Here is a 13,259-nt window from a genome sequence, read left to right as displayed (position 1 = left end):
CGCACCCGGTGAAAACGCGTTACCGACGGGTACCCAAAGGCCGGAATGCGGCCTACTCTCGCCCTCATGACGGACTCGCAGGCACTCGCCACACTGGCCACCACCGCCCCCGGCACGAACCCCCTCGCGCCCTCGCCGGCCGGTGCCCGCACCGCCGCCGACGTGGTCACCCCCGAGGTGGTCGCCCAGCTCACCCGCGGAGTCGTGGGTTCCGGCCGGACCGCGAACCACACCCCCTTCACCGGGGAGAAGCTGGCCGAGCTGCCCGAGTCCACCCCCGAGGACGTCGCGGAGGCCTTCGGCCGCGCCCGCGCGGCCCAGACCGCCTGGGCCGCCACCCCGGTCAAGGCCCGTGCGGCCGTCCTGCTCCGCTTCCACGACCTGGTCCTGGAGCGGCAGGCCGAGGTCCTCGACCTCATCCAGCTGGAGACCGGCAAGGCCCGTCTGCACGCCCACGAGGAGGTCCTCGCCGTCGCGGTCGCCGCCCGCCACTACGGCCGCAAGGCCCCCTCCTACCTCCGCCCCAAGCACCACACCGGCGTCGTCCCGACCCTCACCAAGGTCACCGAGCTGCGCCAGCCGCGCGGTGTCGTCGGCCAGATCGCGCCCTGGAACTACCCCCTGGAGCTGTCGGTCGGCGACGCGCTGCCCGCCTTCGTCGCCGGCAACGCCGTCGTGATGAAGCCGGACACCGAGACCGCGCTCACCGCGCTCTGGGCCCGTGACCTCCTCGTCGAGGCCGGTCTGCCCGCCGAGGTCTTCCAGGTCGTCATCGGCGAGGGCCCGGTCGTCGGACCCGAGGTCGTCAAGCACGCCGACTACGTCTCCTTCACCGGCTCCACCCGCACCGGCCGTGAGGTCGCCCAGGGTGCCGCGGCCCGGCTCGTCGGCGTGACCCTGGAGCTCGGCGGCAAGAACGCCATGCTGGTCCTCAAGGACGCCGACATCGAGAAGGCCGCCGCCGGCGCCGTCCGCGCCTGCTTCTCCTCGGCCGGCCAGCTCTGCATCTCCATCGAGCGGCTGTACGTCCACGAGTCGGTCGCCGACGACTTCGTCGCCCGCTTCGCCGCCCGTACGAAGGCGATGCGCCTCGGCAACTCCCTCTCCTACGGCGCCGACATGGGCTCGCTCGTCGGCGAGCGGCAGCTGGAGACGGTCACGAAGCACGTGGAGGAGGCCGTCGCCAAGGGCGCCAAGCTGGTCGCGGGCGGTGTCGCCCGCCCCGACATCGGCCCGCTCTTCTACGAGCCGACCATCCTCGACGGCGTCGAGGCCCCGATGGCCGTCTGCACCGAGGAGACCTTCGGACCGGTCGTCTCGATCTACCGCTTCACGGACGAGGACGAGGTCGTCGAGCTGGCCAACGCCACCCCGTACGGACTCAACTCCTCGGTCTGGACGAAGGACTCCCGGCGGGGCCACGCCGTCGCCGCCCGGCTGCGCACCGGCACCGTCAACATCAACGAGGGGTACGCGCCGGCGTACGGCAGCGTCCAGGCGCCGATGGGCGGGATGAAGGACTCCGGGCTCGGCCGGCGCCACGGCTCGGAGGGCATCCTCAAGTTCACCGAGGCCCAGACCGTGGCCCAGCAGCGGCTGATCCCGCTCGCGCCCTCCTTCGGGATGGACGACGAGAAGTACGCCGCGTTCATGAGCCTGTCCCTGAAGGCGATGAAGGCCCTGCGCCTGCGCTGACACCCGCCCGACCGTTCCGCCCCCTTTCGCACGAGGAGAGCCATGACCGCGGTACCCCCTGCCCAGAATCAGGACGAGGACGACCCGGACTCGGCGTACGACTACGACGTCATCGTCGTCGGCTCCGGGTTCGGCGGCTCGGTCACGGCCCTGCGCCTCACCGAGAAGGGCTACCGGGTCGGCGTCCTGGAAGCGGGCCGCCGCTTCGCCCGCACCGACCTGCCCAGGAACTCCTGGGACCTGAAGAACTTCCTCTGGGCCCCGGCCCTCGGCCTCTACGGCATCCAGCGCATCCACCTGCTGGGCAACGTCATGGTGCTCGCCGGCGCGGGGGTGGGCGGCGGTTCGCTCAACTACGCCAACACCCTCTACGTACCGCCCACGCCGTTCTTCCAGGACCCGCAGTGGAAGGACATCACCGACTGGCAGGAGGAGCTGGCGCCGTACTACGACCAGGCCAGGCGGATGCTGGGAGTACGGCTCAACCCGACCATGACCCCCTCGGACGTCCACCTGAAGGCGACCGCGCAGGCCATGGGCATCGGGGACACCTTCCACATGGCGCCGGTCGGGGTCTTCTTCGGCGACGGGAAGGACGCCGTCGGCGAGGAAGGGGCCTCCGCGTCGCGGGCCAAGCCGGGCGCGGAGGTCGCCGACCCGTACTTCGGCGGCGTCGGGCCGTCGCGCACGGCGTGCACCGAGTGCGGCGAGTGCATGACGGGCTGCCGTCACGGCGCCAAGAACACCCTCAACGAGAACTACCTCTACCTCGCCGAGAAGGCCGGGGCCGTCGTCCACCCCATGACCTCGGTCGTCGCCCTCACCGAGGACTCGCGGGGCGGGTACGCCGTCAAGACGCTGCCGACGGACGACAAGAAGAAGGGCAAGGGCCGGACCTTCACGGCGCCGAGGGTCGTCGTCGCGGCCGGCACGTACGGGACCCAGACCCTGCTGCACCGGATGAAGGACACCGGGCTGCTGCCCCGCATCTCGGCCCGGCTCGGCGAGCTGACCCGCACCAACTCGGAGGCGCTGGTCGGCTCGCAGACCACCGACCGGCGCTACCGCAGGAAGCACGGCGCGGAGAAGGTCGACTTCACGCGCGGGGTCGCGATCACCTCCTCGATCCACCCGGACGAGAACACCCACATCGAGCCGGTCCGCTACGGCAAGGGCTCCAACGCCATGGGCGGTATGACCGTCCTCCAGGTGCCCTACGGCGCCCACCGGGTGCGGAACTGGCTCCTGGAGATGGTCAAGCACCCCACCCTCGCCCTCCGCGCCCTCTCCAACCGCCGCTGGTCGGAGCGGACGATCATCGGCCTCGTCATGCAGTCCCTGGACAACTCGCTGACGACGTACCGCAAGCCGGGCGGCGTCGGAAAGGGCCTGCTCACGGCCCGCCAGGGGCACGGCGCGCCCAACCCCAACCAGATCCCCGAGGCGACCCGGGCCGCGTCCCTGCTCGCCGAGGAGATCAACGGCTTCGCCGGCTCCAACATCGGCGAGCTGATGGGCACCCCGCTCACCGCGCACTTCCTGGGCGGCTGCCCGATCGGCGCGGACGCCGAGTCCGGTGTCATCGATCCGTACCACCGGCTCTTCGGGCACCCGGGCATCTCGGTCGTCGACGGCGCCGCGGTCTCCGCCAATCTCGGCGTCAACCCCTCGCTGACGATCACGGCGCAGGCGGAGCGGGCGATGTCCCTCTGGCCGAACAAGGGCGAGGAGGATGCGCGCCCGGGCCAGGGCGAGGCGTACGTGCGGGTCGCGGCCGTCGCCCCGAAGTCCCCGGCGGTCCCGGCGGACGCCTTCGGCGCGCTGAAGCTGCCGTTCCTGGGGATGCCGGCGGTCCCGCCGAAGAAGGCGTAGCCGGGTCGGACCGCGTTCCGGATATGGAAGAGGCGCTGCACCCCCCTCCGAGTGCAGCGCCTCTCCAGCTTTCTGGGTGGTGCTGCATACATGACCTGTGGCCTGTGGGATTGGTTGTAGCCGATCGGCGCATTCTTCGTGTGACGCGCGTCACTCTTCACGGAGGGTGCCGTTCCCGGGCAGCGCAAGGGCCCCGTGGCGCGATTCCGGTCGCGGCACGGGGCCCTTGGTGATCGGCACCGGTGTCGGGGCGGCGGCGGTGCCGGGGGAGCGGCGCCCGGGGGGTCGCGCCGCGAGGGGTGGTGTGGGGTGGAGGGGACGGGGAGGGGTGGGGTGTTCGTGCTGGACGGATGCCGACCGCATCCGTCTGGGCCGGTTGCGGTCGGCCCCGGGCGTCCCCGGGGCCGACCGCCCTTTCTGGGTGACCGGGCTGCTGTCCCCTGCCGTCCGGTCACGCGCGCTGGGGCGAGGTCCCACGACGTACTTGCGGTACGTCACACGCCCCAGCGAAGCCACGCGTGGTTTTTTCGGGCCCGCCCCTGGCTGGCACGGACACCGGGACCAACGAAGGGGTCCGGGAGGCGGTCACGCGCCGTACGGGTGAGAGCGGGCCCGAACTCAGGTCCGTCACCCCGCCCGCGGGAGGCACCTCGCGGGAGGCGCCCCGCGGCACCCCGCGGGAGGCACTCCGCCGGAGAGGGCTGCGGGAGCCCCGCCGGAGAGAGTCAGATGCGGCCCCGGCAGAGCTCCAGCATCGTCATCGCCAGGGCCGTGCCCGGCTTGCCCAGCGCGTCCCTGTAGTGGCCGAGGACCTCCATCTCGCGTGCCAGGTTCACCCGGCGGCCGCCCGAGCCGATCCGAGCCTCCTGGATCACGGCCGAGACGGCCATCCGTTCCTGGATCAGGCCGATGATCCGGTCGTCGAGCGCGTCGATCCGCTCGCGCGCGTCGCCGATGAGCGAGGCGGCCTCGTCGGTGCGGGCGCCGGTCTTCTCGGTCTTGGTCACAGCGGTCTTCGTCACAGCGGTCTGCGTCACGGCGGTCATGGGTGGGGCTCCTCGGTGGTGTCGGGTGCGGCGCCCCGGAGCGGCAGGGCCCGGAAACGACAGAGCGCCCCGGGCCTTGTCGGCCCGGGGCGCCTGGGAAGTCGCTTGTCAGTTGCTCAAGCAGCACGACCATGGCAGCCGGACGGGCCGGTGCCATAGGTAAAGACGAAGGTCGTGAGCTTGCGCATGCGGACAGTATGGACCCCTCCGCCGGGACCGGGACAACCCGGGTTCGGATGGTGAGACGAAAAGCGAGCCCGGCGCGCCGGTAGAATCGACAAATAGCCCCCCTCGGGGGAACCCCTCCCTACCGCCGGAAGGCCGCCGTAGTGTCATCAGCGACTCCCGCTGCCGCGCCCGACGTCACCAACCCGGACGTAGTCCTCGTTGTCGACTTCGGCGCCCAGTACGCCCAGCTCATCGCCCGACGCGTCCGTGAGGCGCGGGTCTACAGCGAGATCGTCCCGTCCACCATGCCGGTGGCCGAGATGCTGGCCAAGAAGCCGAAGGCGATCATCCTCTCCGGCGGCCCGTCCTCCGTCTACGCGGAGGGTGCCCCGCGCCTCGACCGCGCGCTCTTCGAGGCCGGTGTCCCGGTCTTCGGCATGTGTTACGGCTTCCAGCTGATGGCGACCACCCTCGGTGGCACCGTCGACAACACGGGCGCCCGCGAGTACGGCCGTACCCCGCTGCACGTCTCCAAGGCCGGATCGACCCTCTTCGAGGGCACCCCGACCGAGCAGTCCGTGTGGATGTCGCACGGCGACGCCTGTTCCGCCGCCCCCGAGGGCTTCAGCGTCACCGCCTCCACCGACGTGGTGCCGGTCGCCGCCTTCGAGAACGACGAGAAGAAGCTCTACGGCGTCCAGTACCACCCCGAGGTGCTGCACTCCACGCACGGCCAGCAGATCCTGGAGCACTTCCTCTACCGGGGCGCCGGCATCGAGCCGACCTGGACCACCGGCAACGTCATCGACGAGCAGGTCGCGGCCATCCGCGAGCAGGTCGGCACCAAGCGCGCCATCTGCGGTCTCTCCGGCGGCGTCGACTCCGCCGTGGCCGCCGCGCTCGTGCAGAAGGCCATCGGCTCGCAGCTCACCTGCGTCTACGTCGACCACGGCCTGATGCGCAAGGACGAGACCGAGCAGGTCGAGAAGGACTTCGTCGCCGCGACCGGCGTCCAGCTGAAGGTCGTCGACGCGCAGGAGCGGTTCCTCGCCGCGCTCGCCGGGGTCTCCGACCCCGAGGAGAAGCGGAAGATCATCGGGCGCGAGTTCATCCGCGTCTTCGAGCAGGCGCAGGCCGAGATCGTCGCCGAGTCGGCGGGCGCCGGCGAGGACGTCGCGTTCCTCGTCCAGGGCACGCTCTACCCGGACATCGTCGAGTCCGGCGGCGGCACCGGCACCGCGAACATCAAGTCCCACCACAACGTGGGCGGTCTCCCCGAGGACCTGGAGTTCGAGCTCGTCGAGCCGCTGCGCCAGCTGTTCAAGGACGAGGTCCGCATGGTCGGCCAGGAGCTGGGCCTGCCGGAGGAGATCGTCCAGCGGCAGCCGTTCCCCGGCCCCGGCCTCGGCATCCGTATCGTCGGCGAGGTCACCAAGGAGCGCCTGGACCTGCTGCGCGAGGCCGACGCCATCGCCCGTGAGGAGCTGACGGCCGCCGGTCTCGACCGCGAGATCTGGCAGTGCCCGGTCGTGCTGCTCGCCGATGTGCGCTCCGTGGGTGTGCAGGGCGACGGCCGGACGTACGGTCACCCGATCGTCCTGCGCCCGGTCTCCTCCGAGGACGCCATGACGGCGGACTGGACCCGCATGCCGTACGACGTCCTGGCGCGGATCTCGACCCGGATCACCAACGAGGTCGCCGATGTGAACCGTGTGGTGCTCGACGTGACGAGCAAGCCGCCGGGCACCATCGAGTGGGAGTAACACCTCCCGTCACTCCCGTACGGGAGTGAACCCGCGTACGTCCGAAACCGCCGCCCCCGTCACCGGGGGCGGCGGTTTCGCCGTGTCCGGCGTCTTCGTCGTGTGATCTCTCTGGTCAGTTGTACGGCCCGGCGTTACCTTCCCGCGCATGAGCGAGACACCGGCACCCGTACCCGTCGACCAGCTCCATGTCGCGATGCCGCCCGTCCACGGGACCGTCGACGAGGAGCGGGCGTACCGCAAGCGGAGACTCGCGGGCGCGCTCAGACTCTTCGGACGGTTCGGGTACGAGGAGGGCGTCTCCGGTCATGTGACCGCCCGGGACCCCGAACACGCCGACTGCTTCTGGGTGAACCCCTTCGGCGTGCCCTTCGCCGAGCTGACCGCGGGCGACCTCGTCCTGGTCAACGGGGACGGGCAGGTGGTGCGGGGCGCCGCACCCGTGAACCAGGCCGCCTTCGCCGTCCACGCCCAGGTGCACCGCGCCCGGCCGGACGTCGTCGCCGTCGCGCACAGCCACTCCACCTACGGACGGGCGCTGGCCGCGCTCGGTGACCTGATCGAGCCGATCACCCAGGAGGCCTGCGGCTTCTACCAGGACCACGCGCTCTACGACGCGTACACCGGGGTCGCCGTCGACCCCGAGGAGGGGCGCCGGATCGCCACCGCGCTCGGGCCGTACAAGGCGATCGTGCTCCGCAACCACGGGCTGCTGACCGTCGGGACCTCGGTCGACGCGGCCGCCTGGTGGTTCATCGCCATGGAGCGGTGCGCCCGGGTGCAGCTGACCGCGCGGGCCGCGGGGAAGCCCGTTCCGATCGGGCACAAGGACGCGATCGCCACCCGCGAGCAGCTCGGCACCGACCTGGCCGCCTGGATCAACTACCAGCCGCTGTGGCGCAGAATCAGCCGCTCCGAGCCCGAACTGCTGTCGTAGAAGGTGGCCTTAACTGTCCTTACGTCAATGTGATGACGGTTCAATCACTCTCGTGCGGGGCGCTCGGAGCAGTCCGGCGGCTCTCGGGTGCGGCACAATTCCCAGAACTGGACGGCCAGTTGACCCATACATCGGGAAGTGAGCTCCGTGGCGGTGCAAGAGGCGAGACAGTGCGGTGACCACGCGGGATGCGCGGAGGGCGGGCGCGCGGGTCACCGGCGAGCGGTAGCCGCCTTCCTCGCCCGGCGGGACGAGCTGGCGGCCGGCCAGGGGGTACCCGCGGCCGTCGCCCATTCGCCGGGCGCCTCGCGGCAGTGGGTCTCCGACGCGCTCGCCCAGTCCGCCCGCGCGGTCGCGGCACGGGGCCGCGCGGCGGACGACGCCTGGCTGCGCCGGGTCCGGTACGGCACGCTCGGCGCCGTCTGGGGCGGGGTGCTCGCCCTGCTCCTCGGACAGGCCCTCACGGCGACCGGCACCGGATGGACGGGTCCGCGTACGGCAGGACTCCTCGCCGCGCTCGTCCTCGCCGTCCCGCTCACCTTCGCCGCTCACGCCCACCGGGACCGCGGCGGCGTCCTCGCCCCGCTGATCGGGGAGGACAACCGGCTCTCCACCTCCCGCGCGGTGGCCGCCGGCTGGCTGCTCTTCGCCGTCTACACCGTCCTCTTCCTCGCGCTGCGCCTGGTCACCGGCGCCGACCGGGTCGGTCTCGGGATCGGCCGGGGCGCCGGACTGCTGACCGTCTTCGCGCTCACGACGGCGGTCGCCGTCGCCGCCCGCCGGATCGTGCGGGCCCGCGTCGTGGGGCAGCGGCTCCAGAAGGTCCGCGCCGACCGGCCCCGCGCCGCCGACCTGCTCTGCGACGACAGCGGCCGGGGCAGCCTCACCGACATCGCCCACGTCCTGGTCTCCGCCGCCGTCCTCGTCCTCGCCGCCGTACGGCTCGGGCGCGACCCCGACCGGCTGCCCGGGGTGCCGTGGTCCCTCGTGCTCCTCGTCGCCGTGGCGGCGGCCGGATACCTCGCGGCCACGTGCACCGAGGGCGGCCGGCCCGCGATCCTCTCCGTCGTCCGGTCCCGCGAGGCGGGCGACCTGGACGCCGCGATCCGCACCGGTGACGACATCGAGATCCGAGGGACCGGTTTCGTCCCGGCCGGGGCCGCGGGACCGGACCCGTTGACCCGATTGGTCGTGCGCGTCGGCTCCGTCCACGCGCACGTTCCCCTCGTCCCCGTCCCGGGCGGCTTCGCCAACCCCACGGACACGGTCCTGACCGTTCCCCTCCCGGTCGACGTGGAGCCGGGGCGGGTCGAGGTGTCGGTGGTGACGGCCTCCGGCGTGGAGACCAACCGGGTCACGATCGACGTCGTCGACTGAACCTTCCGCGTGTCCTCCACGTATCCACGGGGAGGGGGTCCGGGGACAATCGATTCCGCGGACAGTGGCGTGGAGAGGCAGGCCGACGATGGCACAGCACGGCAATGGAACGTCAGGGGCGCCGGGGGCTTCCGGCCCCGCGGGTCCGGCGCGCTCGAACGGTTCGTACGGAACGCCGGGCGGCGGTCACGGGAGCCATGGCGGGCGCGGGGGTCACGGCGGCTCCGGCGGTCCGGGCCGGTCCGGCGGGCTCACCGCGTGGAAGGCCGCCGCCTCGCACTACGCACTGCTGCCGCTGCGTATCTTCCTCGGCGTCACCTTCGTCTACGCCGGGCTCGACAAGCTCACCGACTCCGCCTTCATGTCCGACACCGGCACCGGCTCCATCGGCGAGATGATGCGCGGCGTCCGGGACACCTCGGCCATCCCCGCCCTCGTCGACCTGGCGCTCAAGAGCCCCGTCGGCTTCGGGTACGCCATCGCCTTCGGCGAACTGGCCGTCGGCATCGGCACCCTGGTGGGCCTCTTCGCCCGGGTGGCCGCGCTGGGCGGGGCGCTGATCTCCCTGAGTCTCTGGCTGACGGTGAGCTGGCAGGTCGACCCGTACTACTACGGCAACGACCTCGCCTATCTCATGTCCTGGCTCCCGCTCGTGCTCGCCGGAGCCGCGTACTTCTCGCTCGACGCCGTCCTCGCCGAACGACGGCGCACCCGGTAGGCCACCCAGGTCGCCAGCGCGGCCAGGCCCAGGCCGCCGAAGAGCACCGGGACCACCTCGTACCAGGGTGTCTCCCAGGCGTCCGTGGCATCCCCCGCGTAGAGGGCGGCGAGGGCGAGCGCTGTCGCGCCGGCGATCAGACGGCCCGGCCGGAACTCATGAAGCAGCACGGGTGACCTCCACCTGTCCGAGACCGACCTCCAGAGAGAGGTCGACCGTTCCACCGGGCGTGGTGCCTTCGGCGGGGGGCAGCGTCCGGCGCTCGTCGCGGTCGGGCGCGATGTCGATGTCCTCGGGGCGCTGCTGCGGCAGCTGCACATCGCCCAGGCCCACCTGGGCCCGCAGCTTCACCGTGACGTTCTTCGGCACGATCACCTCCAGCCTGCCCGCGCCGACCTCGGCCTCCGTGCCGACGGTCGTGCCCGCCGGGACCGCGAGCCGTGACAGGTCGAGCGTGCCGACGCCGGTGCCCAGTTCGTAGCGGGGCTCCACGGCGGCGACCGACGCCGGGCTCCAGGTCGTCCGCGCCCACTCCGTGGAGATCTCCTTCGGCAGCGCCGCCGCCGCCGCGAGCAGGCTCGCGGTGACCACCGTCAGGAAGATCGTGCCGAACCCGGTCCGGCCGAGGAAGCTGCTGACCGCCAGACCGAGGCCGAACACCGCCAGCGCGGCGACCAGACCGATCTGCAGGCTCGTGCCGAACGGATGCGTCTCCCAGGACAGTCCGGTGCCGAGGCCGCCCGCGAGCAGCGCGAGGAGGAAGACCAGGCCGCCGATGGAGCGCGGCCCGCGCCGGGCCGCCGCCGTCTCGGGCCGCCGCCCGTACGCCGGGTCGTCCGAACCCCACTGGCTGCCGGGCACCGGGATCTCCCCGTTCGGGAGCCGGCCGTCCGGTCCCACGCCGTGCGGGCCCCAGAGGTAGCCGATGGCGACCTTGCCCGTCGAGCCGTCCTTCACTATGGGGTCCTTCCACCAGGAGGGGAACTCCACGAGCGGCGGCGCCTTCGTCTCCGGCGGAGCCTCCGCGACCGCGGCCGCCGTCGCCGCGTCCATGCGGCCGCCCTCGGCCTCGCCCGTGGTGACCTGCGCGCGCCGCTGCGACCAGACCGCCGCGCCGCACACCGCTATCGACAGCATCACCGCGAACGCGAGCGTCCCGCCGTTGCGCAGCATCGACAGCAGGGCGCCGCACCCCACCAGGGCCATCAGCACGGCCACGAGCGCGGCGCCGTCGACCCGGCCCGCGAGCAGTCTGCGGCCCTCGTTCTCCTCCTCGCCCGCGAGCGGCACGAGCAGCCACGCGAAGCCGTAGAAGATCAGCCCGAAGCCGCCGGTCACGGACAGCACACCGATCGCGATACGGAAGATCACCGGATCGAGGTCGAAGTGCCGTCCGAGGCCACCGCACACACCGGCCACGACCCGGTGCTGCCGCGAGCGGCGCAGGGGCGCGGCAGGGGGAGCCTCCGCCGGCGGCGGGGCCTCGTGCGAAGAAGGCGTCGAACTCGTCATGCGTCCATGGTGACGGCCGCCGTCCCGCCGCGGCACCGGGGCCGACCCTGGCCCGACCCTGATATTCCGGGGGCGGTCCACCCTGAGAACGTCCCCGGGGCCGCCTCCTAGGGGCGATCTCAGGGATCGACCCTGATGTACCCGCCCGGCCGTACGTGTGACGATCGGTGCATGCCAGCAGCCGCCCATGTCACCGAGACCGACGAACCGCCCGTGCGCAAGCTCTACCGGAGCGCCGACGGACGGTGGCTCGGCGGTGTCGCGCGCGGCCTCGCGGGACATCTCGGAGTGCCCGTGGTCTGGGTCCGTGTCCTGTTCCTGGTCCTGCTCCTCGCGGACGGCCTGGGCGCTCTGCTGTACGCGGTGTTCTGGATCGTCGTCCCGCTCGGCGTCGGCGGCCGGAGCACGCCCCGCCCCGTCTTCGAGACCACCGCGGACGGCAGACGCCGGCTGCGCAAGCCCGACCGGGGCCAGCTCTTCGCCCTGATCGCGCTGGCGATCGGCGCCGCGGTCTTCGCCGGCAACATCGACTGGGGCAACCGGACCGACCGCTACGTCTGGCCGACGCTCCTCATCGGCGTCGGCGTCGTCCTCGTCTGGCGGCAGGCGGACAATGCCCGCCGCGAGAGCTGGACCGAGCCGGGCCGCCGCCGGCGCACGCTCCAGCTCGCCCGCGGCTTCGCGGGGGTCGCCCTCGTCGGCATGGGGCTCACGGTCTTCATGGTGGTCCGGGGCTCCGCGGCCCAGCTGGGCACGGCGCTCACCGCCGCGATAGCCGTGCTCACCGGCATAGCGCTGCTCGCCGGGCCGTGGCTGGTGCGGATGTCGCAGGACCTCTCCGAGGAGCGGACCATGAGGATCCGCGCGCAGGAGCGCGCCGAGGTCGCGGCCCATGTCCACGACTCCGTCCTGCACACGCTCACACTGATCCAGCGCAACGCGGACGAGCCGGGCGAGGTGCGCCGGCTGGCCCGCGCGCAGGAGCGGGAGCTGCGGAACTGGCTGTACAAGCCGGAGGGCACCGGCAAGGACGAGAGCGAGGAGCCCGAGACGCTCGCCGAGGCGGTGAAGCGGGCAGCGGCCGAGGTCGAGGACCAGCACGGTGTCCCGCTGGAGGTCGTGGTCGTGGGGGACTGCCCGCTCGACGAGAAGCTGGTCGCACAGATGCAGGCCGCGCGCGAGGCGATGGTCAACGCCGCCAAGTACGGTGGCGAGGGAGGGGCGGTGCAGGTCTACGCGGAGGTCGAGGGCCGTACGGTGTTCGTCTCCGTGCGGGACCGCGGCCCCGGCTTCGACCTCGACGCGGTGCCCGACGACCGGATGGGCGTACGAGAATCGATCATCGGCCGGATGCAGCGCAACGGCGGTTCGGCCCGGCTTCGGTCCGTGCCGGACGGCGGCACCGAAGTGGAGCTTGAGATGGAGAGGGCGGACGGATGAGCGACGAGACCGGAACCGGGACGACGGCGGCACCGACCACGGAGCGTCGGGTGCGGGTCGTGCTCGTCGACGACCACCGGATGTTCCGCACGGGGGTGCAGGCCGAGATCGGCCGGACCGACGTCACCGGCGTCGAGGTGGTCGGGGAGGCCGCCGACGTCGACCAGGCGGTCACCGTGATCACCGCGACCCGCCCCGAGGTCGTCCTGCTCGACGTGCACCTGCCGGGCGGGGGCGGGGTGGAGGTGCTGCGCCGCTGCTCGAGCCTGATGACGGCGCCCGAGAACCCGGTGCGGTTCCTGGCCCTCTCGGTCTCGGACGCCGCCGAGGACGTGATCGGGGTGATCCGGGGCGGCGCCCGGGGCTACGTCACCAAGACGATCACGGGCACCGACCTGGTCGACTCGATCTTCCGGGTCCAGGAGGGCGACGCCGTGTTCTCGCCCCGGCTCGCCGGCTTCGTGCTCGACGCCTTCGCGTCCACCGACGCCCCGCCGGTCGACGAGGACCTCGACCGGCTCACCCAGCGCGAGCGGGAGGTCCTGCGGCTGATCGCCCGGGGATACGCGTACAAGGAGATCGCCAAGCAGCTCTACATCTCGGTGAAGACGGTCGAGTCGCACGTCTCCGCGGTGCTGCGCAAGCTCCAGCTGTCCAACCGGCACGAGCTGACCCGCTGGGCCACGGCCCGCCGGCTGGTCTGAGGCCCGAGCGGGCCGCAGAGCCTCACG

The 13,259-nt window shown here is 72.3% G+C and carries 11 protein-coding genes; 8 read left to right on the top strand and 3 right to left on the bottom strand.

Annotation, left to right across the window (positions count from 1 at the left end; genetic code table 11):
• The first annotated feature begins 66 nt into the window (after positions 1-66).
• Both ACFVGW_RS25785 and ACFVGW_RS25780 read left to right on the top strand, forming a co-directional pair.
• Positions 67-1,695: a succinic semialdehyde dehydrogenase gene (locus ACFVGW_RS25785; RefSeq protein WP_383223190.1), complete on the top strand. Its 1,629-nt coding sequence runs from the start codon at positions 67-69 to the stop codon at positions 1,693-1,695.
• A gap of 42 nt (positions 1,696-1,737) precedes the next feature.
• Entirely contained in the window at positions 1,738-3,567 is a 1,830-nt protein-coding gene (locus ACFVGW_RS25780; RefSeq protein WP_385853641.1) for a GMC oxidoreductase, read from the top strand.
• A 725-nt stretch (positions 3,568-4,292) separates the two neighbouring features.
• Here the strand turns inward: ACFVGW_RS25780 and ACFVGW_RS25775 are convergent.
• Entirely contained in the window at positions 4,293-4,613 is a 321-nt protein-coding gene (locus ACFVGW_RS25775) for a chorismate mutase (protein WP_383223194.1), read from the bottom strand.
• Between the two features lie 329 nt (positions 4,614-4,942).
• On the opposite strand from ACFVGW_RS25775, the gene guaA reads away from it, so the two are divergent.
• The 4 genes from guaA to ACFVGW_RS25755 all read left to right on the top strand — a co-directional run bounded on the left by guaA (position 4,943) and on the right by ACFVGW_RS25755 (position 9,576).
• Positions 4,943-6,544, top strand: a complete 1,602-nt coding sequence (guaA, locus tag ACFVGW_RS25770; protein WP_352192194.1) for a glutamine-hydrolyzing GMP synthase — start codon at positions 4,943-4,945, stop codon at positions 6,542-6,544.
• 148 nt (positions 6,545-6,692) lie between these two features.
• Complete coding sequence (locus ACFVGW_RS25765) at positions 6,693-7,481, top strand: class II aldolase/adducin family protein (RefSeq protein WP_385853640.1); 789 nt, start codon at positions 6,693-6,695, stop codon at positions 7,479-7,481.
• A 147-nt stretch (positions 7,482-7,628) separates the two neighbouring features.
• Entirely contained in the window at positions 7,629-8,858 is a 1,230-nt protein-coding gene (locus ACFVGW_RS25760; protein WP_385853639.1) for a hypothetical protein, read from the top strand.
• 88 nt (positions 8,859-8,946) lie between these two features.
• Positions 8,947-9,576, top strand: a complete 630-nt coding sequence (locus tag ACFVGW_RS25755; protein WP_385853638.1) for a DoxX family protein — start codon at positions 8,947-8,949, stop codon at positions 9,574-9,576.
• On the opposite strand, the gene ACFVGW_RS25750 is transcribed toward ACFVGW_RS25755, so the two are convergent.
• Together ACFVGW_RS25750 and ACFVGW_RS25745 are read right to left on the bottom strand one after the other, a co-directional pair.
• Positions 9,486-9,746, bottom strand: a complete 261-nt coding sequence (locus tag ACFVGW_RS25750; protein ID WP_385853637.1) for a hypothetical protein — start codon at positions 9,744-9,746, stop codon at positions 9,486-9,488. The genes ACFVGW_RS25755 and ACFVGW_RS25750 overlap by 91 nt on opposite strands.
• The gene (locus tag ACFVGW_RS25745) at positions 9,733-11,088 is read right to left on the bottom strand and encodes a PspC domain-containing protein (RefSeq protein ID WP_385853636.1); all 1,356 of its coding nucleotides are present in this window, start codon (positions 11,086-11,088) and stop codon (positions 9,733-9,735) included. The genes ACFVGW_RS25750 and ACFVGW_RS25745 overlap by 14 nt, the downstream gene beginning before the upstream one ends.
• 171 nt (positions 11,089-11,259) lie before the next feature.
• Between ACFVGW_RS25745 and ACFVGW_RS25740 the strand changes: the two genes are divergently transcribed.
• Together ACFVGW_RS25740 and ACFVGW_RS25735 are read left to right on the top strand one after the other, a co-directional pair.
• Positions 11,260-12,528, top strand: a complete 1,269-nt coding sequence (locus ACFVGW_RS25740) for a PspC domain-containing protein (protein ID WP_385853635.1) — start codon at positions 11,260-11,262, stop codon at positions 12,526-12,528.
• Entirely contained in the window at positions 12,525-13,232 is a 708-nt protein-coding gene (locus ACFVGW_RS25735; RefSeq protein WP_383223209.1) for a LuxR C-terminal-related transcriptional regulator, read from the top strand. The genes ACFVGW_RS25740 and ACFVGW_RS25735 overlap by 4 nt, the downstream gene beginning before the upstream one ends.
• The last annotated feature ends 27 nt before the right edge of the window (positions 13,233-13,259 follow it).

Source organism: Streptomyces sp. NPDC127129 (assembly GCF_042671585.1).
Lineage (GTDB): Bacteria > Actinomycetota > Actinomycetes > Streptomycetales > Streptomycetaceae > Streptomyces.
Note: the sequence above shows the minus strand (reverse complement) of the source record. Positions and strands in the feature narration are given on the sequence as shown.